Raw genomic sequence first — 25,286 nt, forward strand, 5'->3', positions numbered from 1 at the left:
CGGGGTTCACACCACGTGGGCTTCGGGGCGGGCGCCGGCGCCGGGGCGGAACCGGTCGACGCTGAGCGGGGAGACGTCGGTGAACGGCTCGCGCTCCAGATACAGGTCGCGTACGACTTCGCCGACCGCGGGCGCCTGCAGGAAACCGTGACCGGAGAACCCGGCGGCGTACAGGAAGCCGGGCAGCTCGCCGGAGCGGCCGATCAGCGCGTTGTGGTCCGGTGTGACCTCGTACAGGCCCGCCCAGCCGTCCCCGGTGCGCAGCTCGGCCAGGGTCGGGGCACGGCGGCGGGCGACGGCACGGAACAGGTCGAGCCACTCCGGGGTCCAGGTCGTGTCGAAGCCCTCCTCCTGATCGGGATCGGCCAGCCCGAACAGCAGACCGTCGTCGCTGTTGTGGAAGTAGGCGGTCGAGGAGAAGTCGATGGTGAACGGGATACGCGGCGCGGGCGGCGCGAGCGGCACCGTGAACGCCAGCTGGCGTTTCACGGGCCGGACGGGCAGGTCGATGCCCGCCATGGCACCGATCCGCGCCGACCAGGCCCCTGCCGTGCAGATGACGGTGGAGCATGTGATGAGGCCGTGGCTGGTGTGGACGCCGACGACACGGTTTCCGGCCGTGTCGATGCCCAGCACCGAGGTGTGGGTGGCGAGGGTGACGCCGGCCCGGGCCGCGGCCCGCGCATACCCCTGGACGACCAGGGCGGGCCGGGCGTGTCCGTCGGCAGGGGAGTAGGCGGCCGCCACCAGGCCGTCGGTGCTGAGATACGGGCACAGGCGCCGGGCCTCGCCGGGGCTGATCATGCGACTCGGCACGCCGAGGCTGTTCTGGAGCCGCACTCCGGCCTCGAAGGCGCTCGCCTGCTGTTCGCTGTCGAGCAGGAAGAGATAGCCGACGGTGTCGAGCCCGATGCCGGCGCCGGGCCGGTCGGGGAAGTCCCGGAAGGCACGCAGACTGCGGCTGCCCAGCTCGATGTTGAGCGGATCGGAGAACTGGGCGCGGATGCCGCCGATCGGCTTGCCCGAACTGCCGCAGCCGAGGTCCCCGCGCTCGACGACGACGATGTCCGTCACGCCGGCCTCGGCGAGATGGAAGGCGGTGCTCGCACCCATGACACCACCACCGACGATCACGACGTCGGCGGCGGCCGGAACGGTGCGGAAGGCGGAGGAGGACAACAGGCCACTCCCTTCCGGAGGCCACCGCGCCGCACGGGGCCGTGTCCGGGCGGCGGGGCTGTCAGTGACAGAGTGACGCCGATCACCTGTCACCGCGTCATCGTGCAGCACGCCGACCGTTGACGTCCATCAACGGTGTCGCGGAGGCCCTCGGATTCACGCCCGGCGGCGTGTCCCAGCAGACCGCCGCACTGGAGAAGACCACCGGCGCGCAGCTGCTGAGGCGGGTGGGACGCCGCGTGGAACTCACCGAGACCGGAGCCGCACTGGCCGTGCACGCCGAGCGCATCGTGGTCGTCTTCCGCTCCTTCGCCGAACACCGGCCCACGGTGGCGGACCGCACCGCGCTGGTCCTCACCAGCGTGCGCCTCATGAAGCGGCACCCTGCCGAGCGGGGCGTTCCTCTGTGGCGGAGAGGGCAGGATTCGAACCTGCGTGGGCCTGTTGGGCCCGACCTCGAGGCATGCTCGCTGGTCCCCGATCAACCGCTCCGGGCACCTCTCCTCGTTCCCGGCCCCGGTGTTGTCCGGCGCCGTTCACGAGAACCAGATTGGCAGGGCCGACTGACGGGGAACTGACGTGTCACTGATGCGCTGTGCGCGGCGAAGGCCGACACCGCACGACGACGCTCTCCTCGCAGAGCAGAGGTCGACCTGTTCACATGGCGCTGGGCTGCCTCGACGACGGCAGTCGGTACCGGCCTCACTAGAATTCCCGTAACGGTGCCGCCGCTGACCAGGCGGTTCCCGGTGCCGACGCCCGGAACGAGGAGGACCGTGATCATGCGTGAGCTGGCGGAGACGGCACGGCAGTGGGCGGCTCAGGGGCGTGCGGGCGTTGTCGCCCGCCCCCTCACCGAGCAGGGCTTCGGCCCCCGGCACCCCGCCGACGCGATCCTGATCGGCCAGGACGGTCAGTGCCACGGCACCCTGTACAACGGTGTGTTCGACGCCTACCTGGTGGCGGAGGCCGCCGCCCTGCCCGCGGGCCACACCGCCTGCGTGCGCGAGGTCTCCGTCCACGACGACGAGGTGAAGCGAGCGGGCATGACCTGCGGCGGCCAGGCCGAGGTGCTGCTGCAGTCCCTGCACACCGTGCCCGCCCGCTGGTGGGACCTGCTGGCCGAGGGCGCCGACGTAGCGCTGATCACCCAGCTGGACGAGCAGCAGACCCAGGTGGCCAGCACCGTGGCGACGCCCGGGCCGGAAGGCGGCGACGGGCCCGCCCAGGCCGTCCAACGCGCCCGCGAGCTGCTCACCCGCCGCCGGGCCGGTCGGGACGCGCGCTACACGGACGACGGACTCGTCCTCATCGAGACGTTCCCGGCCGTACCTCATCTGGTCATCGTGGGAGGCGGCGAACTCGCCGACCTGCTCACCGCCCAGTCCCGCCTGCTGGGCTGGCACGCCACGGTGGAGTCCACCGCTCGGGACGCTGTCCAGCGGCTCGCCGAACGTCCGGCCGCCGCCTGCCTGATCGTCCTCAGCCATGAACCGGACGTCGACGTGCCCGCCCTGTCCGCCGCGCTGACCAGCGGCATCCCCTACGTCGGCGCGCTGGGCTCACGCCGTACCCAGGCCCGCCGCGCCGCGGATCTCGCCAAGGCCGGCCTCGACGAGACACACCTCAAGCGCATCCACGGCCCCATCGGCCTCGACCTGGGCGCCCGCACCCCGGCCGAGACGGCACTCGCCATCTGCGCCGAGGTGCTCGCCGCCCTCGACGGACGCGAGGCCCGCGTGCTGCGCGAGGCGGCCGGCCCGATCAACACCTGACCGGCCGCCGAGCGCACTTGCGTGGTAAGTCGGGCTGACGCGTCAGCAGATACAAACCCTGTCCGGCATTTGCTCTCGTATCTGCGTTTGCCTGCTCCTGCTCTCCGGGTACGGTCGAGCGGGAGGTGGTGGGCCGGTGATCCAGGTCTTGGAGCACACACCGCAGGAAGGGCCGTACGCCGTCGGTGCCGCGCTCGGGGCGGCCGGGCTGCCGACGCGGGTCTGCCGGACCTGGGCGGGCGACCGGGTACCGGACACGGTGGACGACATGGTGGCCCTGGTGGTGACGGGCGAGCCGCTCTCCGCTGCCGAGGACGTCCTCGGCAGCGGCGCGGAACTGGCACTGTTGCGGGCCGCGCTGGACGCCGAGGTACCCGTGCTGGGTGTGTGCCTCGGCGCTCACCTGCTGGCGGTCGCGGCGGGCGGTGTCGCCCGGCCCGGTACCGGCGCACAGATCGGCTGGGGTGACGTACGGGTGACAGCCGCGGCGCACTCCGACCCGCTGTTCGCTGCCCTGCCCGAGCGGTTGCGGGTGCCGCACTGGCACGACGGCAGCTCGGTGGACCTTCCCGCGCGGGCGACGGTGCTGGCGTCCTGCGACCACCACCCGGCGCAGGCGTTCCGGATCGGTGCCTCGGCATGGGGAATCCACTTCCACTGGGAGGAGGACGAGGAGGGGCAGCAGGACATGGCAGTGGCGATGGAGCCGTTGGCACTGGCGGCCCTGACCCGGCACCGTGACGCCGTACTCAAGTGCTTCGCCGCCTTCGTCGCGGAGCAAGCCGAACAGACGGCGACCCGCGCGTTCTTCACCCGGCGGGCGGCCACCTGGGAGGAACGCTTCGCCGACGACGCCCCCCGGTACGCCGCCGCAGCCGAGCGGATGGCGCTGCGCCCCGGCCAGCGCGTCCTGGACCTGGGCTGCGGCACCGGCCGGGTGCTGCCCGCGCTGCGCGCCCAGGTCGGCGACGGGGGCATCGTCGTCGGAGTCGACCTCACGCCGGCGATGCTCACGGCCGCGCTCTGCGAAGGCCGAGCCGGTGACGGCTCGTTGCTGCTGGCCGACGCCTGCCGGCTGCCGCTGCCGGCCGGCGCGGTGGACGGCGTCTTCAGCGCGGGACTGATCAACCACCTTCCCGACCCCGCGGCGGCGCTGCGCGAGTGGGCCAGGGTGACCACGTCCGGCGGCGTCCTGCTGCTGTTCCACCCCTCCGGCCGCGCCGAACGCGCCGCCCGTCACGGACGCCCGCTCGACCCGGACGACCCGATGGCCGAGGAGAACCTGCGGCCCGCACTCCTGGCCGCCGGCTGGCACCTGACGTACTACGAGGACGCCGCGCACCACTTCCTGGCACACGCGGCCCGCCAGAGCGGCTGACCCTGGCCTGGCGCTGCCTCCAGGCAGGCATCGAGATCGTCGTGGCCGTCGAAGTCGAACCGCTCCCGAGAATCACGGATGGTGTCGCGGTACCGGCACACCTCGATGCCCGGTGCGAGGACGACGAGCAGGCCGGGTCACCGCCGACTTCCCGGCGCCCGGCATCCCGGTGACGATCAGGCAGTCCGGTCGCTCGGCCGTACGCACGCCGGCCATCGTGTCAGCGGGCGCGATGGCCGACAGTCGCATTTCCCTCAGGTGCGCAACAGCCGCAGTGCTATCGCGTCGGCCATGGCCTGCATTCCCTCGTCGTCGGGGTGGAGGTGGTCGCCCGAGTCGTAGGCCGGGTTGAGGGCGGCCGGGTTCGCGGGGTCGCGCGTGGTCCGGTCGAAGTCGATGACGCCGTCGAAGGCGCCGGCGGTGCGGATCCATCGGTTGACGTCTTCCCGGATCGCCTCGGCGACTGGCGTGTAGTAACCGCTTCCCTCGTCGGGCATCAGGGTCGCGCCGAGGACGCGGACGTGCGCGGCATGCGCCTCGTCGATCAGCGTGCGGTAGCCGTCGATGAGATCCTGGGCGGTCAGCGGCTGTCCGTCGGGGCCGGCGTTGTTGCCGATGTCGTTGATGCCTTCGAAGAGGATCACGTCCTTGACGCCGGGCTGGCCGAGCGCGTCATGGCCGAAGCGCTTCAGGGCGCTGACACCCTGCGACAGGTTCGGTGCGTCGGTGAGGACCCGGTTGCCGCCGATACCGGCGTCGACGACACTCAGCCTCTGCGGGCCCGGCCCGGCGCCCAGCCGGCGTCCGAGGAAGTCGGGCCACCGCGAGTAGGTGCCGGTCGAGGAGTGGTAGCCGTCCGTGATGGAGTCGCCGAAGGCGACGACGGTGCCTTCCGCGGTCGACGGTACGACGTCCAGGCCTGCCAGGTAGTACCAGGAGGTCGTCGTGGTGCCGAACGCGGAGGCGGCGTCGTCACCGGTGTGGTTGCCGGAGGCGATGTAGGCGGTGTCGAACGCGTCGGAGTGCCAGGTCGACCTTCCTGTGCTGCCCGGCACATAGAGACTGACGAGCAGGTTCTCCCCGGCGCCGACCGGGATCGGGATGACGTCGCTGACCGCCTCGGCGCCGGCGGGGATCGTGACATGGCCGGACCTGCCGAAGGTGACGTTCCGCGTGGTGCCGCGGGTCGCCGCGCCACCGCTCGCCTGGACGGCCACGTCCACCGCGCCGACGTCGAGCGGAGCGGCGCTGTACCGATTGGACAGGGTGATGCGGGCGCCCGAGCCCGCGACGCTGCTGTGCACCACCATCCGGATGGTCCGGTTGTCGAAGGACGGGCCGCCGGTCGTCATGCTGGGCGACCAGGCGCTGACCCGTCTGACCTTGCTCTGCGCCGCGGACGTGGCGGCGCTCGCCACGTGCGAGGCGCCCAACGGACCGACCGTCAGGGCCATGCCGGTCAACGCGCCGAGCACGGACAGCAAGGACCTGCCGCGCGGGCGGCGTCTCTCCGCCGTTCTTCCCTCTTCTGGGGACATCGTCGATCTCTCCGCTCTCCTCGCGGTGTCTGCCGACCTGATCTCAGCCGAAGTTGCGCAGCGTCACGGACTCGCCGGGTGTGAGACTGACCTTCCGTGAGGTGCCGCCCGCGACCACGGTCGTGTCACGGCCGCCGACGCTCTTCAGCGTCATCTGCGTGACCTTGCCGTTCTTCCACCTCAGGTCGGCGAGGAAGCCTCCGCGGACGCCGACGCCCGATATCGAGCCGGATATCGCCCATGCGGCGGGCAGCGCGGGCAGCAACTCGACGTGGCCCGGCCGTGAATAGACCAGCATCTCGATCACCGCGGAAGGGGTGCCGAAGTTGGGGTCGATCTGGAAGATGCCGCGGCCCTGCCCCATGTCCATGATGTCGAAGAGGTTCGGTGCGGTGCCGTTGCCGCCGTTCACCGACGGCTTCACGTTGTGGACGACGAGCTGGTAGGCGTTCTCCGCGTTCTTCAGCCGTGACCAGCACAGGCTGCGCCAGGCGTTGGACCAGCCGTAGCTGTTCATGCCGCGGGCGGTCGGCAGGGCCGTCGCGCCGGTGAGGAAGTCCTTCGGGGTGGAGCCGGCGGGGCGGATCCGGTCACCGGGGAAGAGACCGAAGAGCGAGGAGAGGTGCCGGTGTGTGGTCTCGCCGAGTACCCGGGTCGCGGTGCGGTAGTTGCCGAGGTGGGCGCGGTTCTGGGTGTACGCGTGGTGCTCGAACAGGTTGTGGCAGAGCCAGGCATTGCCGGCCGGGTGCCACCACCAGCCGCCTCCGCCGTAGGGGTTGGTGGAGATGGCCACGGTCCAACCGGCGATCTTTCCAGTGGAGTTGCGGTACCGGTTGGCCGAGCTGTTGAACAGCCGCTGGGTGACGTCCGTCCAGGACGGCAGTTGTGCGAGGCAGTAGTCCGTGAAAGCGTCGAAGCAGTCGGACAGGCCGGCGCGGTCGGCCAGCCAGTAGTTCATCTGGATGTTGATGTGGGTGTGGTAGTCGCCCATCCAGTCCGGGTCGTTGCCGTCCAGCCAGGTGCCCTGCAGGCCGATGGGCAGGCTGCCGCGCGATCCGGAGATCATCAGATAGCGACCGAACTGCAGGTAGGCCGCCTCTAGTTCGGGGTCTGGGACGTTGTCCCGGTAGCGGGCCTGCACTCGTTGCCAGATGTCCAGCCCGCGTTGCGAGGCGGACGACGTACCGAGGTCGACGGCCAGCTGTTCGAACACCGGCCGGAAGTCGGCGACATGGGTGTGGAGCAGGGTGGTCGCTGCGAGGCGCCGAACGAGGCGCAGTGCCGTGTGCCGTTCGCGGTGGTGGACTCGCCGTGGGCGACGGCGACGGCGACGGTAGCGGTGTAGGTGCCACCGCCCTGCTGGGAGAAGTGCAGGACGATGACGTCGTCGGGGCGGCTGGCGAAGATCTGCCGCTGATAGGTGACGCCGGAGACGTCGTACGAAGCGGTCACGAGGCCCTGGGCCAGATCCAGGGTGCGGCGGTAGTTGTCGACGGAGCCCAGGTCATGCCCGGGGATGTCCACGGTGAGCTCGGCCAGCAGGGTCAGGGACCCGAAGTCGTCCCGGCCGTAGGGGAACTGGCCGTCGCTCTGCAGGGTGTCGTTGAGGCCACCGGTCCACAGGGTGGCGTCGGTGATCATCAGTAGTTCGCCGGCAGGGGCGTTGCTCGCGAGCGCGCCCAGGCGCCCGTTCCCGACCGGCAGGCCCTGCCGGATCATCGAGTCGGCGGAAGCGGGAGCCTGCCACCACAGCTGGTTCCTCGCGGCGGCGGCCGGGGGCAGCAGGGGCGAGGAGGTGGGCCGGGCGGGGGCCGCCGAGGCGGTGAAGGCGGGCAGGCCGCCGAGAGCGGCGGCCGTGCCGGCAGTGGCGGCGAGGTCGAGGAAGCCCCTGCGGCTCGGGCGGCTGTCCCGCGATTCGGTGTGCTGGATGTCCACGTGTTGCACTCCATGTCCGGGGAACAGCGCGGGCGGGTCAGAGGGACTTGGGTACGTCGATCCTGTCGATGTCGGGTGCGTAGTCCCAGCCGCTGTCGAACGTGATGGTGTTGGAGCCCGCCTTCAGGGCCAGCTGGACGCTGACGGTGTCGACCGTGCTCCAGTCGCCCGTGGAGGGGAACTTCAGGCTGGTGCCGTTGCCGCTGTCGGAGTAGACGGTCACCGAGCGGGAGTCGCCGCTGACGTAGGCGACGTTGACGGTGTAGATGCCGTCCTTCTTGACCGTGATGTCGTTGAACTGCAGCTCGCTGTCGACGTAGAGGTTGCCGATCTTCTTGCCGCCGGAGCAGGAGCCGCAGGCGGTGACGGAGGCGGTGACGGAGGCGTTGCCGGTCAGGGTGTTGTCCCCGGACTCCGCCTCATACCTGGTGGTCGCGGGTCGGCCGCCGCCGGGCCTGACGGTGAACAGCCGTGAACCGTGCGCGGGCAGGGTCGCGGTGATCTTCTTCTTGTACGTGGTTGAACAGGGCGACGGTGTATGTGCCGTCGGAGTTCCTGGTGCCCCAGACCTGCTGGTCGCCCATCGGGGTGACGGGGCGCGCGACGGGTGACGAGTTCTGGTCGACGGCGATGACTTCGTCGTTGGTCAGGAGGGACAGGCCATAGGCGTCCAGCTTGGTGAGGTCGTCGCCGGTGAACAGAGGTGACTTGTTGATGGCCCCCAGAGTCATGTAGCTCTGCCATTCGGCGTTGGTGAGGCCGTCCATCGCCCCGTTGCCGACGTCGATGGCGTCAAGGTCGTTCCGGCCGCCCGGGCCCGCCTCATGGCTCCACGCGGGGGCGTCGTTCCACCGGTCGCCGACCGAGTTCTCCCAGGTGACCAGGGTGTTGCAGTAGCACTCGACGTCGGTGTCGATGCACCAGCCGTTGGAGTACCTCCTCCAGTCGGCGGCGTGACCGATATCGAGCGACCAGGAGATCTCCAGGTGGACGGGCGGCCGGCGGCGGCGATGGCCTGGTGCCAGGCGGCGACGTCCGCGACGTCGTCGTAGTTGTCACCGGACTTGGACGAGCCGGGGCCCACGCCGTCCAGCTTGAGGAAGTCGTAGCCCCAGCCCGCGAGCATCTGCGCCTGTGAGTCGATGTACTTCTGGGCGCACGGGTTGTCGAAGTTCAGCTTGTACGCGCTGTCCCAGCCGTTGGTCGTGCGCAGATCCGGGTAGACGACGTCCGCGGTGGTGCAGCCGGGCGCGTTCCGGATCGGCACCTTGCCCTCGCCGTACGCCCCCTTCTCCAGCCCCACGGGCAGGTAGATGCCGGCCTCGAGGCCCTTGGAGTGGATGTGGTCGGCGACCGACTTCATGCCGTGGGGGAAGCGGACCGCGTCGGGTGTCTGGCGGCCGTACTGGTCGGACTCGGACGTCCAGTTGTGGTCCATCCACCAGCCGGCGTCGATGTTGACATAGTCGTAGCCGTACTTCTTCAGCGTGGTGGCGAGGGCGTCCGTCTGCTTCAGCACGTTCGCCTCGGTCAGATAGCTGTAGCTGCCGTTCGGGTTCAGACCCGGGTACGAGGAAGACTGCATGCTCCAGCTGGACCAGCCCATGTAGGGCTTGGCGGCTGTTCCGGAGGCGGCGTCGGCCGTGCTCGCGAGCGAAGTGACGGCTGTGGACGCGGAGTTGGTGGCGGCGGCCATGGCCCGGTCGGCGGCGGCCGGGAACGCTGTGGCGAGTCCGGCCGTGACGGCCAGGACCAGCATCGCTCTGCTGGTGCGGCGGGAGGCCGGGGAGGGCTCCGCGCAGGGCTCTGTACGGGGATGAACGCATGGGTCGCCTCCAGGGGTGAGGTGAGCGGGATCGCGCGGTGGCACCCGGGCGGGGACGGGCGTTGTCACGAGAAGAAGAGAACGGGGGTGGTCGGCAGGACACCGGGGGGAGAGGAGGACGGAGAGACGGGCGGGTGGCCGCTGCCAGGGCGCCGGACCCGTCGGACCGGCGGCTCAGCGGTCGCGCGGCCCGGGACGACGGTGAGCCCGCTGGTGAACCGTCTTCAGGGGGGCGGCCCGACACCGGGCAGCCCCTGGCCCACCGTTGGGCGCCCGGCTCCTGCGGCGTTCTGCGGGCTGCCGCTCCGCGATGTCCTTCATCGCTGCTGCTCCTCCCACTTACCGGATTCCATGAAGGACTGGATGGAGGTGGCCGCGGCCCCTCGCGCCCACTCCTCGAAGGGCAGGGGCCGGGTCATCACGTCGCACTGCGCGGAGGTACCGAAGGCGGACGTGGCGAACGCGTCCCGGACGCCCTCGCCGACCAGGTCGGAGGCGGCCAGGCCCTCCCCGGAGATGATCACCCGCTCGGGACCGAGGATGTTCACCAGGAAGCCGATGGCCTGGCCGATTGCCTCACCGGCCCGTGCCTAGACCGCTCTGACACCGGGGTCTCCGGCGTGGGCCAGGGCCAGCGCGTCGGCTGCGTCGGACACCTGCCTGTCCGTGGCCGCGCGCATCGCGCGGAGTATCGCGGGATCGGACGCGATCGCCTCCACACACCCTCGGTTGCCGCAGTGGCAGAGCGGGCCGAGCGGGTCGAGTGACAGGTGCCCGATCTCGCCGGCCACACCGTGCGCGCCCGACACCACCCGCCCGTGCACCACCAGGCCGCAACCGATACCGGCGCCCACGGTCACCAGGGCGAAGTCCGACAAGCGACACCGGCGCCGAACCAGTACTCGGCGACCGTGAGCGCCCGCACGTCGTTGTCGACCGTGACCGGCAGCCCGGTCGCGGTTCCGGCGATCTCGGCGAGCGGAACGCCCCGCCAGTCCAGGAACGCCGAGTAGCGGACCACACCGCCGGCGCGGTCCACGTCCCCCGAGATCGCGATGCCGAGCCCACGGACCCGCACACCGAAGCCGTCGGCCTCCGTGAGCAACTCCTGCACCAGCGCGGTGATGGCGGGCAGCACCGCCTCCGGCTCCCGGCCCGTGAGTGGTACGCGCCGGGCGATCCGGATACGGCAGCACAGGTCGGCCAGTACGGCGATGATCTCGTCGCCGGTCACCTCGATCCCGATGAACAGCGCCCTCCCTCCGTCCACCCGGACCAGATTGGCCGGACGTCCCACCGCGGGCCGTGCCTGTTCGTCCGCACCCTCGACCAGATAGCCGAGTTCCATCAGCGGACGGACCGCCTTGGTGACGGCGGCCGGGGAGAGCGTGGTCCGCCGCCCCACCTCGGCCCGAGTGAGCGGACCGTGGGAGAGCAGGGCGGTGAAGACCTGGGATGCGGCCGGCGTCGAACAGAGCCTCGGATGGCTAGTTGGGAGGCTATCGAAGGTGGGGTAGGCGAAGTGCCGTATATGATCCGCGCCTTCAGTGGGGACGGCCGGAGGCCGCCGGCTTCTCAGCCGCCCTCGCCCTCCGTCTCGTCCAGGCGCTCCAGGCCGCTGACGCACCCCTGAGCGAGGATCGCGGTGAAGCGCGGGCACGTCCACGATTCCAGGCTCCGGGAGTGCTCGGTCGCAGGGAAGTCGTCGGGGGCGTAGACCTGCGGGAGGCCGTGCCGGAAGTCCACGTAGCGCGTGGCCGGATGGTCGTCCGGATGGGCGCAGTCGGCCGGTCGGGGCGCGGCGGCGAGGGGGCGCATCATGTCGAGTACGCCGCGCGTCACGGCGTACGGCGGGCCGGGATAGGAGATCTTCATCGTCTGGTGGACGGTGATGAAGAGGACGACGCGCTCCCGGGCGTCGGCCCCCTCGTAACGGCGTGCGGCCCACAGGCCCAGGTCGTCGGCGTGCTTCTCGTTCCAGTGTTTGTGGTCGAGCCGGTCGACGATCTTCTCGATGTCCAGCCGTCCGTCCGCGCGCAGGTACTCGGCGTCGAGGTGGCCGGTGGGGCGGTCGCCGAAGAGCTTGTCACGGCCCTCGCGCACGGTCGTCAGCGTCTCGCGGGCGATCTCCGCCAGGTGGGCGGGGCAGAGGAGTTCGTCGAGGGGAGGGTGGCCCCAGTCCTCGCGGTCGCGTTCGTATATCTCCCGCCCGGCGGGGCTGCTCAGTCTGAGGCCGGTCTCGGCGGCTTCCGGGCCGCTGTCCTCCAGCTCCGGGTGGCGTTCATGGGCGCAGGTCGCGTCGGCGTAGTGCGGCAGCGTGGTCTCCACGGCCTCGATCAGGTCGTCGAGGACCGACTTCCTGCGCACCATGCCGGAGACGACGTGCCAGCTGATGGCCCTGGCTACCAGCAGTCGTCCGGGGCGGTCCGCGTCGGCGGCGAGGGAGAGGTTCCAGGCCTGGGAGGCGAGGTCGTCGTCGGGGTCGCCGTTGGGGTAGAGGTTCAGGGTCGCGGAGAGACTCTCGATGTCGCCGCGGATCTCCGCCGGGAGCCGGGGCGGGACGTCCGGCACCGAGCCCGGGTCGAGGATGTCGAGGGCGATGCGGGCGTATCCGGCGACGTTGCGCGGGCAGAGCCACTCGTCGCGGGGCCGGTCCTCGTCCCAGTCGGACGTCTCGGCTGTCTCGGCAGTCTCGGCCGTCTCGTCGGCGAGCAGCCGCAGCAGTTCGGGCAGGCGCCAGTCGTCCTCCTCCGCGTCGTGGGTGCGGTAGGGGTGCGTGGCGTGGTCGCAGGGGCGGTCGCGCAGGGCATGGTCCGTGGCTCGCAGCGCCTCCCGGGCGGCGTCGGCGACTCCCTCACCCGGCAGCCAGGCCGCGTAGGGCGCCATCAGCGTGAGGCCCAGGGTCCAGACGTAGGCGGTGGCCGCGCCGGGGTCGGCGGCGAGGCGGGTGGCGCAGTCGCGGACCTCGCGGTCGTACGAGTCGTCGCGGTAGGCGTTGTCGTCCTCCTGGATGTCGCTCCAGGTGGCCGACAGCTCGTCTACGGAGGGGGCGTCGTCGATGTTCGTCACGATCTTGTCGACGTGTGGGCCGGGCCGGACAGTTCCCTTGCTTTGAGCGTAGTCAGCTCTCGACCTTCAGGGGAAAGCGTGAGGGCTGCGGTTCGAGGGCGGTCTCCGACAACGCCGGCGCCAGGCGTGGCTCAGAAGTCGGCCGGTACTTCAGGCCGCTGTGGCAGCAGTGAGCGCAGTGCCAGCACCGCCAGTTGTGCTTCGACGCTGAGCAGGTCGGCGAGCGTGTCCGCGAGGTGCTGGTGGACCTGGCGGAGGGCCGTGCCGAGGTCCGGGTCGTGGGCCGGGTCGGTGGCGTCGGCGAAGAGAAGGCCATGGGAGCCGGGCCGGTGGAAGCGGTCCATGTGGGCCGGGGGCGATGTCCGAGACTTGCCGCGCTGCTAGCCGGTCTCGGAGAAGACCTCGGTGGCGGCGGCGAGGATCGAGGCGCGGCGCTCCGCCACACCCGGCGTGACCATCGCAACCCCACGCGCATACGAAGTCTTCGGCGCGCTCTGCTTCGCCGGCCGCCGCGCCCGTGCCTTCGCCGGCCGCCGCGCCCGTGCCTTCGCCGGCCTGGCGGAGCTGAGCGGCGCCGCTCCGGGCGACCGCGTCCTGGACGTGGACTGCGGCACCGGCTGCCTGACCCGGGCCGTGGCAGCCCGCATCGGCCCGGACGCCGCGGTGACCGGCGTGGATGCCTCGCCGCCGGTCCTCGCGCACGCCCATGGCCGGAAGAAGCGCCCGGGCAGCGCGCCTTGTGTCTATCGGGAGGGGATCGCCGAGTCCCTCGACTTCCCGGACGCGTCTTTCGACACCGTCGTCACCAGCCTGATGCTGCATCACCTGCCGCAGGAGCTGCGGCCCGCGGCCCTGCGGGAGATGCGCCGGGTGCTGCGGCCCGGTGGGCGGCTGCTGGTGGTGGAGTTCCGGCCGTCGAAGGGCTGGATCGGCCGGCGTCTGGTGCACGGCGGGCTCGCTCACGCCATGGCACACAACCGGGTGGATCTGCTGGAGACGCTCGTCGGGGACGCCGGCTTCGAGCTGAGCGGCCGCGGTGATGTGCGGCCGTGGCTCACCTGTGTCCAGGGGCGGCGGACGCGGTGGCGACAGGGCACGCGGGCTGCGCGGGTCAGGGGTTGGCGGACCCGTTCAGGTACGCCAGCACAGCCAGCACCCGGCGGTTGGTCTCCTCGGAGGCGGTGATGCCGAGCTTGCTGAAGATGCTCGCCGAATGCTTGCCGACGGCGCTCTCGCTGACGAACAGCCGGGCGGCGACGGCGGTGTTGGAGTAGCCCTCGGCCATGAGTGCCAGCACCTCCCGCTCGCGCGGTGTGAGCGTGGCGAGGGGGTCGTCGCGATGGCGGCCGCCGAGCAGCCTGGCCACGACCTCCGGGTCCATTGCGGTGCCGCCGTCAGCCACGCGCCGTACGGCTTCGACGAACTCCGCGGCACCGAGCACCCGGTCCTTGAGCAGGTAGCCGACGCCTCCGGTGCCGTCGGCCAGCAGCTCGCGCGCGTACAACTGCTCGACGTGCTGCGAGAGTACGAGCACGGGCAGCCCGGGCCGGCTGCGGCGGGCCTCCAGCGCCGCCTGCAGCCCCTCGTCGGTGAAGGTGGGAGGCAGCCGTACGTCCACCACGGCGACGTCCAGTTCCTCCTCGGCGAGCGCTCGGCGCAGCTCGGACCCGCTGGCCACGGCGGCGGCGACGGTGAAGCCGTGCGCGCTCAGGAGGGTGCAGAGCCCTTCCCTGAGGAGGAAGAGGTCTTCGGCGAGGACAACACGCAAGGCAGCTCCATCGTCACCAGGGTCGGCCCTCCGGCCGGGCTCCGGACCGCGATGCTACCGTCGAACGCCGACAGTCGGCGGCGGATGCCGACGAGACCGCTGCCGCCCGCTCCGCGCATGGGCCCTTGCTCCTCGTGCGCGCCTCCGCACCCGTCGTCCCACACCGTGCAGCGCAGCACTTGACCGGTGTGGCTCAGCTCGATCCGGGCATGTGCCGCGTCCCCGTGCCGGGCGGCGTTGGTGAGCAACTCGGCTACGGCGAAGTACAGAGCCGCCTCGATCGGCCCCTCCGGACGGCCCCTCAGCCCGTCGGCGGCGACCTCGGCCTCGAGCGGGGCGTCCAGGGCGAGCGCGCGCAGCGCGTCGACGAGCCCGCGCTCGGCCAGCACCGGCGGGTGGATGCCGCGCACCAGGGCGCGCAGCTCCGTCAGGGCACGCGCCGAACTCTCGCGTGTCTGCCGCACCAGCTCGCGCGCCCGGTCCGGGTCCGTGTCCATCAGCGTTTCGAGGGCGCCGAGGGCGAGGCCCATGGCCACCAGCCGGGCCTGCGCACCGTCGTGCAGGTCCCGTTCGATGCGGCGCAGTTCGGCCTCGCGGCTGTCCACGGCCGCGGCGCGGGTCTCGGTCAGCTCCTCGACCCGTTCGGCCAGCCGGCGGCGTTCCACCTCGGCGGCGACGGAGGGGGCCGGGCCGAGCAGCCGCGGCAGCCAGCGGCGGGCGTGCAGCCGGGCGGCGGGGCCGGCCAGCCGCAGCCCGACGTAGTAGAGGACGAGACCGGCGGGCAGTGCCACGGCCGGTGAATGGAACACGGCGGCGTGGGGCAGGCCGCCCTGGCTGCTGTCGAAGAGCGCGGTGATACCCGAGGCGAGCAGGCCGAAGAGGCCGTACCACGCCAGCGCGCCGGGCCCGAGCAGCAGCACCGGCGCGATGAGTGGCTCCAGCGCGAGGAAGCACAGATCGCGGCGGAGGGCCGGATCCTCGCGAGGCGGCCGGTCGCGGAGATAGGGGCTCAGGACGGGGGTACCGTCCCAGCGCCCGGACACCCCACGGTAGGTGTCGGTCAGCTTGCGCATCGCGCGCAGCCAGCCCTGGTCGGGGTCGCCTTCGGCGAAGAGCCTGGCCGGCAGGCAGAAGAGCAGCATTGCCAGGGCCGCCGGGCTGCACCAGCCGATCGTCCAGCAGTAGCCGAGTCCTCGGTGGCGCCGCCCGAAGCGGCGCAGAGCGGTGCCGGCGGCGCGTCCGGCGGTCGTGGTCATGGGGCCTGCCTCCCGAAAGGGTCTCGCGGTTCGTCGCCCGCGCCGCTTCACCAGTGTGACGCGACCGTAGGCCGCGCAGGGTGTGTCCGGACCCCACATGGGGGTGGGCCCAGCCCCACCCCCACTCGGCGCCTGGGCCCAATGTGCGCGCTCGCGCGGGTCCGTAGCGTCGAAGGCGTCAGGAAGCGGACAGGGATCACGGACCACGGACCAGGGTGATGGACATGACGGGGATGCGGAGCATGAACAAGCACGAAGGGTCGTTGAACGGGCCGCTGTTGCAGAGCCTTGCGCTGAACGTCGTCGCCCCGCTGGCCGTGTTCTACGGCCTGCGGGCAGCCGGGGTCAGCCTGTGGTGGGCGGTGCTGGCGAGCGCCGTCCCGCTGATGGGGGAGGCGCTGCTGACCGTGGTGCGGGAGCGGCGCGTCGGGATGCTGGGCATCCTGGTGCTCAGCATGGTGGCCCTGGGCGCGGCGATGTCGGCGCTGACCGGAAGCCCGCGGTTCATGTTCGCCAAGGACGGCTGGATGACGGGCATCGTCGGGGTGGTGTTCCTGTCCACGTTGCGCGGACAGCCGGTCATCTACCGGATCGTGTCGTCGCTGGCGAAGGGCGAGAAGCGCGCCGAGCTGGAACACAACTGGCAGGCGTCGCCGGCCTTCCGCCATCTGATGCGGCTGCTGACGGCGGTCTGGGGCGTGGGCCTGCTGCTGGACTCGGTGGTGCGGGTGGTGCTCGCGTACACGCTGCCCATCGACTCGGTGATGCTGGTGACCACGCTCCAGTACGTGGCGCTGTTCGTGGCCCTGGAGATCTTCAGCCGTCGCTACGGGCGCAAGCCGGCCCGTATCGCCGTCATCCACAACGAGGCCGCCGCGGCGGCAACGGCGGCCTGACAAGGCCATCGGACATACGGAGGAACAGCGTCATGGCGCAGGTTGTAGTGGTCACGGGGGCGGCGAGCGGGATCGGTGCGGCGGTGGCGCGGCACTTCGGCAGGCTTGGTGCACAGGTCGTCGTCGGTGACATCGACGAGACGGGCGGTGCGGCCGTGGCCGAGGAGGTGAACGGGCTGTTCGTCCGCACCGACACCACGCGGGAGGAGGACAACGCGGCCCTGATCGCCGCGGCCGTGGAGGCTTACGGCGGGCTGGACTTCGTGCACCTGAACGCCGGGATCGGTGACGGCGGCGGGTTCGGCGAGGACGACTACGACGCGCGGCGGCAGCACCGGGTGCTGGCGGTGAACCTGCACGGAGTGATGTTCGGGCTGCACGCGGCGCTGCCGGCGCTGGCCGCGCACGGCGGGGGCTCACTGGTGGTGACCTCCAGCATGGCCGGGGTCGGGGCGGCGCCCTTCGACCCGGTGTACGCGGCGAGCAAGTACGGCGTGATCGGGTTGGTCCGCTCGCTGGCCCCCACGTGGCAGGAGAAGGGGGTGCGGATCAACGCGATCTGCCCGGGGTTCGTCCGTACGCCGATCCTGCCGCCGGAGGCGATCGACTACATCCTCGGCGAAGGCTGCGCCCTGGCGGAGCCCGCCGAGATCGCGGCCTCGGTCGCCGAGATCGCGGCGAGCGAGGAAGCGGGGCGCGCGTATGTCCTGCAGGCGGGCAGCGCCCCCGAGCCGGTGGCCTTCCCGCAGCTCGATCTGGTGCGCACCGACACCTGACCGCCGCCCGCGAGAGCGGTACGGGGCCGCCGTTGAGCCGATGCCCACCGACGGCCTCACGCCCGAGCAACTGCCCGCCCTGCAAACCTGGACCACCGGCAGTGAGAAAACCCCTGGCGTGGCGGCCGAGAAGGGCGGAGGCTCGTCTCATGGCTGACATGGGGTCGTTCCGGGAGGCGGTCACCGTGTGGGCGGCCGGTGGACCCGGCAATCCCGCGCATGAGCTGGCCGCGCGACTGCCCGTCCGGACGGTCGTCCTGCTCGAAGGGCCCAGCGATGACGCCGCGGTCAACGCGCTCGCCGCCCGCCGCGGCCGGAACCTGGCGGCCGAAGGAGTCTGCGTCCTGCCGATGGGCGGTGCGATGAACGTCGGACGCTTCGCCGGCCTTCTCGGGCCCAACGGCCTGGGGCTCCGCCTGACGGGACTGTGCGACGAGGGGGAGCGTCGCTACTACGCCCGCGGCCTGGAGCGGGCCGGCGCGACAGAGGCGGGGGGATTCTTCGTCTGCGCGGCCGATCTGGAGGACGAGCTGATCCGTGCGCTGGGCACGGCACGGGTGGAGGAACTCGTCCGGGCGGAGGGCGACCTGCGCGCCCTGCAGACCTTCCTGCACCAGCCCGCGCAGCAAGGCCGCACCTCTCAGCAGCAGTTGCGGCGCTTCCTCGGCACGAAGAAGGGGCGCAAGATCCGCTACGGCCGCGTCCTGGTCGATGCCCTCGATTCCGACCGCGTACCCGCCCCACTCGACGGCCTGCTCGACAGCCTCTGACGCGCTGTGACAGGGGAGACTCCAGGCCGTTGGCATACGTGCGCGGTCGGTGGCCGGCGAGGAGGTCGCCCGGGACACCGCCCGGCTCAGCCCGACCGCGCCGATGACCGCGGGGCCGGGGGCCAAGCCGAAGCCCGCAGCGGATTGGTGGCGGCACTGACATGGAGCCATCACTTGTGAGGCGTCCACTGGACGCATAAAGTGCGTCCAGTGGACGCATCGGAGAACGAGGCACCTGACGGGCAGAGCCCCATGCCCGGCTCGGCCGCCTGGTGGAGCACACGCCATGCCGCCCGGGCACGCCGACGACCTCGGCCGGGGGGCCTCACCCTGGACCTGATCATGGATGCCTCGCTCCGGATCGCCGACGAACGGGGCCTGGACGCGCTGACGATGCGCGCCGTGGCCGAGCGGATGAAACTGCGGCACACCTCCCTGTACCGGCACATCGCGAGCCGCGAGGCACTGCTCGTGGAACTGGTCGACCACATGCTGGGCGAGATCAGCCTTCCCGCGCCGGGCCCCGGCTGGCGGGCCCGAACCGAGGCCGGGGCACGGGAGTACCGCCGTGTCCTGCTCGCCCACCGCGCACTGGTGCCCCTGCTGACACGGGGGCAACTGCTCGGCCCCAACGCCCTGCGCGCCCGCGAACACGGCCTCCGGCTGCTCACGGAGGCGGGCTGGCCCGTAGACAGTGCGGTACGGATCTACCTGACGGTCACGCACTACGTCGTCGGCGCCGTACTCCTGGACACCGGGGGAGCGGCGCGCACACCCGGCGAACGCGCGGCCATGACCGGCCTGTTCGCTTCGCTGCAGGCCCGGACGTATCCGCTGGTCGCCGCCCACTCGGCAGTGCTCAACGACCTCGACGGCGAGGGGGAGTTCGACTTCGGGCTGCGCTGCCTGCTGGACGGCATCGCCGCGACACGGGAGGACCGCTGATGCCCCGGACCGCCATGCCCACCAGCGCGCACTGGGCCACGGGAGGCAGCAGGATCACCGTCGAGGGGCGTACCGGGCGGCACACCCTGTTCGTCCGCGAGGACGGGCCCGTCGCCGGTCCGCCCGTGACCCTCGTACACGGCTTTCCCACCTCCTCCCACGACTGGTCCCTGATCGTGCCCCGGCTGGCGGCACACGGGCACCGGGTCATCACCTTCGACCTCCTCGGCTTCGGGCACAGCGACAAACCGCGACGGCACACCTACTCGGTGCTGGAACAGGCCGACCTGGTGGAGGACATCTGGCGCCGCCTCGACATCGGCGACACCGCCCTGGTCGCCCACGACTACGGCGTCAGCGTGGCCCAGGAACTGCTCGCCCGCGGCCCCGACCGGATCACCCGCATGGCCTGGCTGAACGGCGGCCTCTACCCGGACCTGCACCGCCCCGTGCGCGTGCAGCGGCTGCTCCACGGCCCGCTCGGCCCCCTGCTCGCGCACGCCGTCACCGAACGCGGTTTCCGCGCGACGATGCGCCGGGTCCTGGGCAGGCCCGTCCCCGACGAGGATCTGCACACCATGTGGGAGAGCGTCAGCCGGGACGGCGGCCGCCTGCTGGCTCCGCGGCTGCTGCGCTACATCGACGACCGGCGCGCACACCAGGCCCGCTGGGTCCCCGCGCTGGAGGGCTACGCGGGTCCCACCCTGTTCCTGTGGGGACCCGCCGACCCGATCAGCGGCGCCCACGTACTGGCCCGCATTAGGCAGCGCATGCCCTCCGCCACCGTGACCGAACTCGCCGGACCGCCCGCCGCCGGCCACTATCCCCAGGTGGAGGCCCCGGACGAGGTCGCCGCACACCTCGTCCGCTTCCTCGGCAGCTGGTGACGCCGCTCCGCTCCCCGCGCCTTGCGCGTCATTACCCGGCAGGTCATCGACCACGGCTCGCCCCGGCGGCAGGATCGTGCACACCAGCAGCCGACCAGCCGGAAGGAAGCCGCCATGACCGCATACGCCATAGCCCACCTGCAGGAAGCCGCCCCGCACCCCGAGATCGTCGAGTGCATCGCACGGATCACCGCCACCTTCGAACCGTACGGCGGCCGCTTCCTCGTCCACGGCAGTGCGCACGAGGTGAAGGAGGGCGCGTGGCCCGGGCACGTCGTCGTGATCGGCTTCCCGTCGATCGCCCAGGCACGCGCCTGGTGGGACTGCGACGCCTACCGGGCCATCGCCCACCTGCGTGCGCGGCACATCGACGGCGACATCATCCTGGTCCCGGGTGTGCACGAGGACTACGACGCGACCGCCACCGCCGAGACCATGCGGGAAGCCCTCGCCGCCTGCTGACGAACGGCGACCGGCCGTCAGCCCCGGGGATGGGCCGGCAGCTGCTGCTCCGCCCAGATGGTCTTGCCCGTCTCGGTGTACCGCGTGCCCCAGCGCTGGGCGACCTGCGCGACCAGGAAGAGACCTCGCCCGCCCTCGTCGGTGCTGCGGGCACGGCGCATATGGGGCGAGGTGTTGCTGGCGTCCGACACCTCGCAGATGAGGGTCCGCTCGTGGATCAGACGCAGACCGATCGGTCCGCCGGCATGCGTGATGGCGTTGGTGATCAGCTCGCTCACGATCAGCTCAGTGGTGAAGGCGATGTCCTCCAGACCCCACGCGGCCAATTGCCGGTCGGTGTTGTCCCGCGCCTCGTGCACCGCACGCGGATCCGCGGGCACCTCCCAGGAGGCGACACGGTCCGGGGGCAGGGCCCGCGTCCGGGCGATCAGGAACGCGACGTCGTCGTGCGGGTGGTCCGGCAGCAGAATGCGGACCATCGTGTCGCAGATCTCCTCCAGCGGCCGGTCGGGGTGGGCCAGGGCGAAGCAGAGACGCTCGAACCCGACATCGACATCGCGGTCGGAGGCCTCGATCAGGCCGTCGGTGTAGAGGGCGACGACACTGCCCTCCTCCAGCTCGATCTCGGCCGACTCGAAGGGCAGACCGCCCAGTCCCAGCGGGGGCCCGGCGGGGATGTCGGGCAGTTCCACCGGCTCGCTGAGGTGGGCGATGGCGGGAGCGGGGTGTCCGGCACGCGCCACGTTGAGCTTCCGCGAGATCGGGTCGTAGACCGCGTAGACACAGGTCGCTCCGATCACCACCGGTCCGTCCGCGGCCGCTTCCGCCTCGTCCGCCAGGCGCAGCACGAGGTCGTCGACATGGGCGAGAAGCTCGTCCGGGGGCAGGTCCATGTCGGCCAGTGTCTGTACGGCCGCACGCAGCCGGCCCATGCTGGCCGCGGCGTGGATGCCATGGCCGACGACGTCCCCCACGACCAGGGCGACACGCGCGCCGGACAGCGGGATGACGTCGAACCAGTCGCCGCCGACGCCGGCCTCGGCGTCCGTCGGCAGATAGCGGTAGGCCGCCTCGACAGCGCAGTGATCGGGCAGGTCAGGGGGGAGAAGACTGGTCTGGAGGGCCAGGGCCGCGTTGTGCTCACGGACGAAACGCCGGGCGTTGTCCACGCACACCGCGGCTTGCGCCACCAGCTCCTCCACGAGCAGCAGATCGTCCTCGTCGAACGGGTTGGGGTTCTCCCAGCGCAGCAGGCTGACCACGCCCATGGTCGTGCCCCGCGCCCGCAGCGGCACCACCATATGGGTGTGCACACCGAGGCCGACGAGCTTGGACAGACGCTGCGGATCGTCGGTCAGCCACCATGTCGTCGGATCCAGTACCGGATCGAGGATCGGCCGGCCCGTGGTCAGGCAACGTCGTTGCGGAGACTTGGACGGGTAACCGGTGGGCTCCCCGATGGGAACGATCGCCTCCGGCCGCTCCTCATGGATCGACGCATGCGCCGCCCGCTGCAGCGCGCCACCGGTGACCGGCCCCGGGGTGAGATCCCCGGCCGCGAGGACACCCTGGAAGAGGTCGATCGCCACGAAGTCGGCGAGCTGCGGCACGAGGACCTCGGCCAGTTCCTGCACCGTGCGGTCGAGGTCCAGGGTGGTGCCGATGCGCTGCGCCGCCTCGTTGACCAGGGCGAGCCGCTCGCGCGCCCGGTCCTGCGCGGTGAAGTCGACGGCTGTGTGACACACCCCGAGCGTCTTGCCGTCGACATCCCTGAGCGGGAACGACGAGCGGAGCCTGAGGTGCCCCTGAGAGTTCCGGCGGTACCTGCCCTGCGGCGGCGGCACATGCTCCACGGCCGGCGTGACGCGCCCCGACAGCAGAGCCTGGCGCGCCTGCCAGTCCACGGCCGACGGCACCTGTCCCAGTCCAGGGGGCCCGCCTGCGGGGTGGGCCCCGAGAGGGGCCGGCAGGCCCTCCATGGCGACCAGCACCTGGTTCACCCACTGGAAGCGCAGCTCACTGTCGAGGACGGCGATGCCGATCGGTGACTCGTCCAGGAGGCCCCGCAGCACTGCCTGATCGAGTTCCCACCGCCGCGACTCGGAGACCTCACACGCCACGGCCAGCCAGACGGAGCCCCGCTCCGCGTGCAGCGGACACACCCGTACGGCCAGCTCGACCGGGTGGCCCGCACGGTGACGCGCGATGATCAGGCCCTCCCAGCCCTCCCCGACCTGCTGCGCCGCGGACAGCGCGGCCGCCCGTGAGTCCTCGTTCGCGAGGAGGGAGGCAGCAGGCTTCCCCAGCACACTGGGCGCCGGATACCCGAGAAGGTCTTCCGCGCTCCGACTCCAGTAGCGGATCAGGCCGTGTACGTCCACGAGGGCGACGGCGGCAGACGTGATGCCGAACGGATCGCCCCGGTGCTTGGCGGCCAGATCCCTGAGACCCATCGTGTTCGGCCGTATCCGCAGGCGGGCTTCTTGACACCACGGTCTCACATGGACACGGGAGTGTCCTCGGACCGAAGGGGCGAAGACCGCTCGTTCAGCACTTTCTCCAGCCGGGGAAAGCTCATCACCTGTGGCACTGGTACAGCGTCTGTTCGGTGCCCTCCCCATCGCTACGGCCCTGGGAACCGGAGGCGCCCTCGAAGGCAGCGTCCGGGATCCGGCGGCACGATGACTCGACCCATGCGGTGATCCGAGCGCCGGCCGTCGTCCCGTGGGCATCGCCGAACAAACCGCCCGAACCGCCCTCCATGCCGCCGAGCACCACGTACTTCAGCCTGCCGGAGCCGACCAGTTGCCGGAACTGCGCCGTGCTCGGGAAGGGCACCCTGCCGCTGAACCCGCCGAGCGGCAGCACATGGGCCCCGGTGGTGAGGATGTACGGCGCCGCGCTGCTCCAACTCGCGGTGGCGAAGACGTACTTCGCCGATCCGCGATGCGCGGACGTGTAGGCGAGCAACTTGCGCTGATCGGCGGTGAGTTCGCCCTCCATGCCGATGCCGCCGGAGCGCTCGAATCCGCTGATACCGCCGAAGCCGCGTGCCCCGCCGGGTCCTGTCGCCCGACCGCGCTGCATACCGCCCGCCCAGGGCATCCGTCCGCTACGACGGCTCGCCGACATCCAGGAACCGTGGCCGAGGTTGCCGCCGGAGGGGCCGACCGCGCCCATGCCGGAGTCCCGGTACGAGGGGCTGAGCACCTGCGCCGCCCAGGCGCTCGGCGCGATGAGCATCGCCACGAGAGACACGGCCAGACCGACCAGGGCCGCCCTGCCGCCGGACGCGGTACGGCCGGGCCTGGCCAGCACCAGCAGGGCGACCGCGACGAGACCGAGCAGGCCCACCACGGGCGCGAGCCACGGCAGGAACGACGGGAACCGGTCGGCGAGGTACGCGCTCCACGCCGCCGTCGCCGCCACGGCACCGGGCAGCACCCACGCGCGTGGGCCGCCCGCCCGGTAGGCGCGCCACATCGCAGCCACACCGCCACCGGTGAGCGCGGCGAGAGGAACCGCGATCACGCCCATGTAGTAGGTGTGGCCGCCGACGCTGCCCGCGCTGAAGACCAGAAAATACGTGGCCAGCCAGGTGCCCCACAGCAGGAATCCGGCACGCGACCGGTCGGTGCGCGGCTTGCCGCGGCGCCAGAGCAGACCGCAGACGCAGGCGAAGGCACCCATCGGATACAGCCAGCCGGTCTGCGAGGCCAGCGCGGCGCCGAACATCTTCGACCAGCCGTTCTGGTCACCGCCCCGTCCGCCGCCGGCGCGGAACCCGCTCACGGCCCCGGCTCCTGCCGCCCGCCCCAGGACAGGACCCGCCGGGCCGCCGACCGGATCTGACGCCTGACCGTGCCGGCCGCCTCCGCCGCCTTGCGTGGCGCTCACGCTGCCCGTGGAGGCCGCGGTGATACCGAGCGAGGAGAAGCGGTTCAGGAAGTTGTAGCCGACCACCATGCTGAACGCGGAGTTGTTGGTGGTGCCATCCACATAGGGCCGGTTCTTGGCCGGGACGAGCGTCACCACGAGCATCCAGGAAGCCGATACGGCGGTCATCACCACGCCGGACAGCGCAAGGTGCGCCAGTCGCTTCCGCAGGGCGATCGGCGCCGAGACGAGATAGACCAGGGCGAGCGCCGGCAGCACCGCCCATGCCTCCAGCATCTTGGCCTGGAAGCCGACGCCGACCCACACACCGGCGGCCACCAGAGGGCGGAGCCGACCGCTCACGGCGGCGCGCTGGGTGGCCTCGGCCGCCAGCAGCACGCAGAGCGTGAAGGCGGGGTCCTCGACGGCGGTGCGGAAGAGCCCCACGGCCACCGGGGTCACGAGGAACGCCGTGTCGGCGACCAGGGCCGCGTGAGGACCGGCCCAGCGGTTCACGATTCGGTGCAGGACCAGCAGGCTGGCCACTCCCTCAAGGACCTGGGGCAGGACCAGCGCCCACGGATGAAATCCGAACACACGGGCCGAAAGGGCCTGCGGCCAGAGAAATCCCGGCAACTTGTCCAGGGTGATGGAGTTTCCGGGGTCGAAGGAGCCGTACAGGAAAGCCTTCCAGCTCTCCGTCATACTGCGTGCGGCAGTCGCGTAAAACGTGTGGTATTGGCTGTGCTCGATACCCCATGTGTACAGCACGGCCGCGAGCACGATGATGACCAGCAGCGCCGGACGCACGTGAACTGTCTTACCCATGCCCGGCATTCTTCGGTACCGCCCGAGCCCATCCTCCAGAAGCGGCGGCTTTCAAGGAAACTCTTGTCAGATCCAGGGGGATCCTTTACTGCCCTTGCCTGGCCTTAAAACCGGTCGAATCCG

At 71.4% G+C, this 25,286-nt stretch carries 17 protein-coding genes and 5 pseudogenes; 10 read left to right on the forward strand and 12 right to left on the reverse strand.

The window, feature by feature from the left end:
* Nucleotides 1-6 precede the first annotated feature (6 nt).
* Nucleotides 7-1,179 carry an FAD-binding oxidoreductase gene (locus AB0L75_RS29435; protein ID WP_365186752.1) on the reverse strand — a complete coding sequence of 391 codons (1,173 nt, stop codon included), beginning with the start codon at nucleotides 1,177-1,179 and terminating at the stop codon, nucleotides 7-9.
* Between the two features lie 119 nt (nucleotides 1,180-1,298).
* Between AB0L75_RS29435 and AB0L75_RS29440 the strand changes: the two are divergent.
* Nucleotides 1,299-1,472, forward strand: a pseudogene (locus AB0L75_RS29440) (LysR family transcriptional regulator); the annotation flags it as partial.
* 114 nt (nucleotides 1,473-1,586) lie between these two features.
* Here the strand turns inward: AB0L75_RS29440 and AB0L75_RS29445 are convergent.
* Nucleotides 1,587-1,683: pseudogene (locus tag AB0L75_RS29445) on the reverse strand.
* A 278-nt stretch (nucleotides 1,684-1,961) separates the two neighbouring features.
* Here AB0L75_RS29445 and AB0L75_RS29450 point away from each other — a divergent pair.
* Together AB0L75_RS29450 and AB0L75_RS29455 are read left to right on the forward strand one after the other, a co-directional pair.
* Entirely contained in the window at nucleotides 1,962-2,954 is a 993-nt protein-coding gene (locus AB0L75_RS29450) for an XdhC family protein (protein WP_365186755.1), read from the forward strand.
* Nucleotides 2,955-3,090: 136 nt separating this feature from the next.
* Nucleotides 3,091-4,332, forward strand: coding sequence for a methyltransferase domain-containing protein (locus AB0L75_RS29455; RefSeq protein WP_365186758.1), 1,242 nt, complete (start codon nucleotides 3,091-3,093; stop codon nucleotides 4,330-4,332).
* A gap of 254 nt (nucleotides 4,333-4,586) precedes the next feature.
* Here the strand turns inward: AB0L75_RS29455 and AB0L75_RS29460 are convergent, their stop codons facing one another.
* The 6 genes and pseudogenes from AB0L75_RS29460 to AB0L75_RS29485 form a co-directional block, all read right to left on the reverse strand.
* Nucleotides 4,587-5,870, reverse strand: coding sequence for an SGNH/GDSL hydrolase family protein (locus tag AB0L75_RS29460; protein ID WP_365186760.1), 1,284 nt, complete (start codon nucleotides 5,868-5,870; stop codon nucleotides 4,587-4,589).
* Between the two features lie 43 nt (nucleotides 5,871-5,913).
* A pseudogene (locus AB0L75_RS29465) lies at nucleotides 5,914-7,805 on the reverse strand (glycoside hydrolase N-terminal domain-containing protein).
* Between the two features lie 37 nt (nucleotides 7,806-7,842).
* Nucleotides 7,843-9,564, reverse strand: a pseudogene (locus tag AB0L75_RS29470) (carbohydrate-binding protein).
* 383 nt (nucleotides 9,565-9,947) lie between these two features.
* A pseudogene (locus AB0L75_RS29475) lies at nucleotides 9,948-11,068 on the reverse strand (ROK family protein).
* 137 nt (nucleotides 11,069-11,205) lie between these two features.
* The gene (locus AB0L75_RS29480; RefSeq protein WP_365186763.1) at nucleotides 11,206-12,699 is read right to left on the reverse strand and encodes a hypothetical protein; all 1,494 of its coding nucleotides are present in this window, start codon (nucleotides 12,697-12,699) and stop codon (nucleotides 11,206-11,208) included.
* Between the two features lie 131 nt (nucleotides 12,700-12,830).
* Nucleotides 12,831-13,043 carry a hypothetical protein gene (locus tag AB0L75_RS29485; protein ID WP_365186766.1) on the reverse strand — a complete coding sequence of 71 codons (213 nt, stop codon included), beginning with the start codon at nucleotides 13,041-13,043 and terminating at the stop codon, nucleotides 12,831-12,833.
* Nucleotides 13,044-13,104: 61 nt separating this feature from the next.
* On the opposite strand from AB0L75_RS29485, the gene AB0L75_RS29490 reads away from it, so the two are divergent.
* A complete protein-coding gene (locus AB0L75_RS29490) occupies nucleotides 13,105-13,884 on the forward strand; it encodes a methyltransferase domain-containing protein (RefSeq protein WP_365186768.1) in 780 nt (259 codons plus the stop codon).
* Here AB0L75_RS29490 and AB0L75_RS29495 read toward each other — a convergent pair.
* The gene (locus AB0L75_RS29495; protein ID WP_365186770.1) at nucleotides 13,811-14,467 is read right to left on the reverse strand and encodes a response regulator transcription factor; all 657 of its coding nucleotides are present in this window, start codon (nucleotides 14,465-14,467) and stop codon (nucleotides 13,811-13,813) included. The genes AB0L75_RS29490 and AB0L75_RS29495 overlap by 74 nt on opposite strands.
* Entirely contained in the window at nucleotides 14,407-15,723 is a 1,317-nt protein-coding gene (locus tag AB0L75_RS29500; protein ID WP_365186773.1) for a sensor histidine kinase, read from the reverse strand. The genes AB0L75_RS29495 and AB0L75_RS29500 overlap by 61 nt, the downstream gene beginning before the upstream one ends.
* A 242-nt stretch (nucleotides 15,724-15,965) precedes the next feature.
* On the opposite strand from AB0L75_RS29500, the gene AB0L75_RS29505 reads away from it, so the two are divergent.
* The 6 genes from AB0L75_RS29505 to AB0L75_RS29530 all read left to right on the forward strand — a co-directional run bounded on the left by AB0L75_RS29505 (nucleotide 15,966) and on the right by AB0L75_RS29530 (nucleotide 20,459).
* On the forward strand, nucleotides 15,966-16,619 hold the full coding sequence (locus tag AB0L75_RS29505) for a VC0807 family protein (RefSeq protein WP_365186776.1): 654 nt from the start codon (nucleotides 15,966-15,968) through the stop codon (nucleotides 16,617-16,619).
* 32 nt (nucleotides 16,620-16,651) lie between these two features.
* A complete protein-coding gene (locus AB0L75_RS29510; protein WP_365186778.1) occupies nucleotides 16,652-17,395 on the forward strand; it encodes an SDR family NAD(P)-dependent oxidoreductase in 744 nt (247 codons plus the stop codon).
* A 149-nt stretch (nucleotides 17,396-17,544) separates the two neighbouring features.
* Nucleotides 17,545-18,165 carry a TOPRIM nucleotidyl transferase/hydrolase domain-containing protein gene (locus AB0L75_RS29515; RefSeq protein ID WP_365186781.1) on the forward strand — a complete coding sequence of 207 codons (621 nt, stop codon included), beginning with the start codon at nucleotides 17,545-17,547 and terminating at the stop codon, nucleotides 18,163-18,165.
* Between the two features lie 210 nt (nucleotides 18,166-18,375).
* On the forward strand, nucleotides 18,376-19,110 hold the full coding sequence (locus tag AB0L75_RS29520) for a TetR/AcrR family transcriptional regulator (RefSeq protein WP_365186783.1): 735 nt from the start codon (nucleotides 18,376-18,378) through the stop codon (nucleotides 19,108-19,110).
* Nucleotides 19,110-19,997: an alpha/beta hydrolase gene (locus AB0L75_RS29525; protein ID WP_365186786.1), complete on the forward strand. Its 888-nt coding sequence runs from the start codon at nucleotides 19,110-19,112 to the stop codon at nucleotides 19,995-19,997. The genes AB0L75_RS29520 and AB0L75_RS29525 overlap by 1 nt, the downstream gene beginning before the upstream one ends.
* Before the next feature lie 114 nt (nucleotides 19,998-20,111).
* Nucleotides 20,112-20,459 carry a DUF1330 domain-containing protein gene (locus AB0L75_RS29530; protein ID WP_365186789.1) on the forward strand — a complete coding sequence of 116 codons (348 nt, stop codon included), beginning with the start codon at nucleotides 20,112-20,114 and terminating at the stop codon, nucleotides 20,457-20,459.
* Between the two features lie 17 nt (nucleotides 20,460-20,476).
* Here AB0L75_RS29530 and AB0L75_RS29535 read toward each other — a convergent pair whose 3' ends face one another.
* Both AB0L75_RS29535 and AB0L75_RS29540 read right to left on the reverse strand, forming a co-directional pair.
* Nucleotides 20,477-22,912 carry a SpoIIE family protein phosphatase gene (locus AB0L75_RS29535; protein WP_365186792.1) on the reverse strand — a complete coding sequence of 812 codons (2,436 nt, stop codon included), beginning with the start codon at nucleotides 22,910-22,912 and terminating at the stop codon, nucleotides 20,477-20,479.
* A 124-nt stretch (nucleotides 22,913-23,036) separates the two neighbouring features.
* Nucleotides 23,037-25,163 carry a glycosyltransferase family 39 protein gene (locus AB0L75_RS29540; RefSeq protein ID WP_365186795.1) on the reverse strand — a complete coding sequence of 709 codons (2,127 nt, stop codon included), beginning with the start codon at nucleotides 25,161-25,163 and terminating at the stop codon, nucleotides 23,037-23,039.
* Between the last annotated feature and the right edge of the window lie 123 nt (nucleotides 25,164-25,286).

Origin of the sequence: Streptomyces sp. NPDC052101, from assembly GCF_040680235.1 — a bacterium.
Classification (GTDB): domain Bacteria; phylum Actinomycetota; class Actinomycetes; order Streptomycetales; family Streptomycetaceae; genus Streptomyces.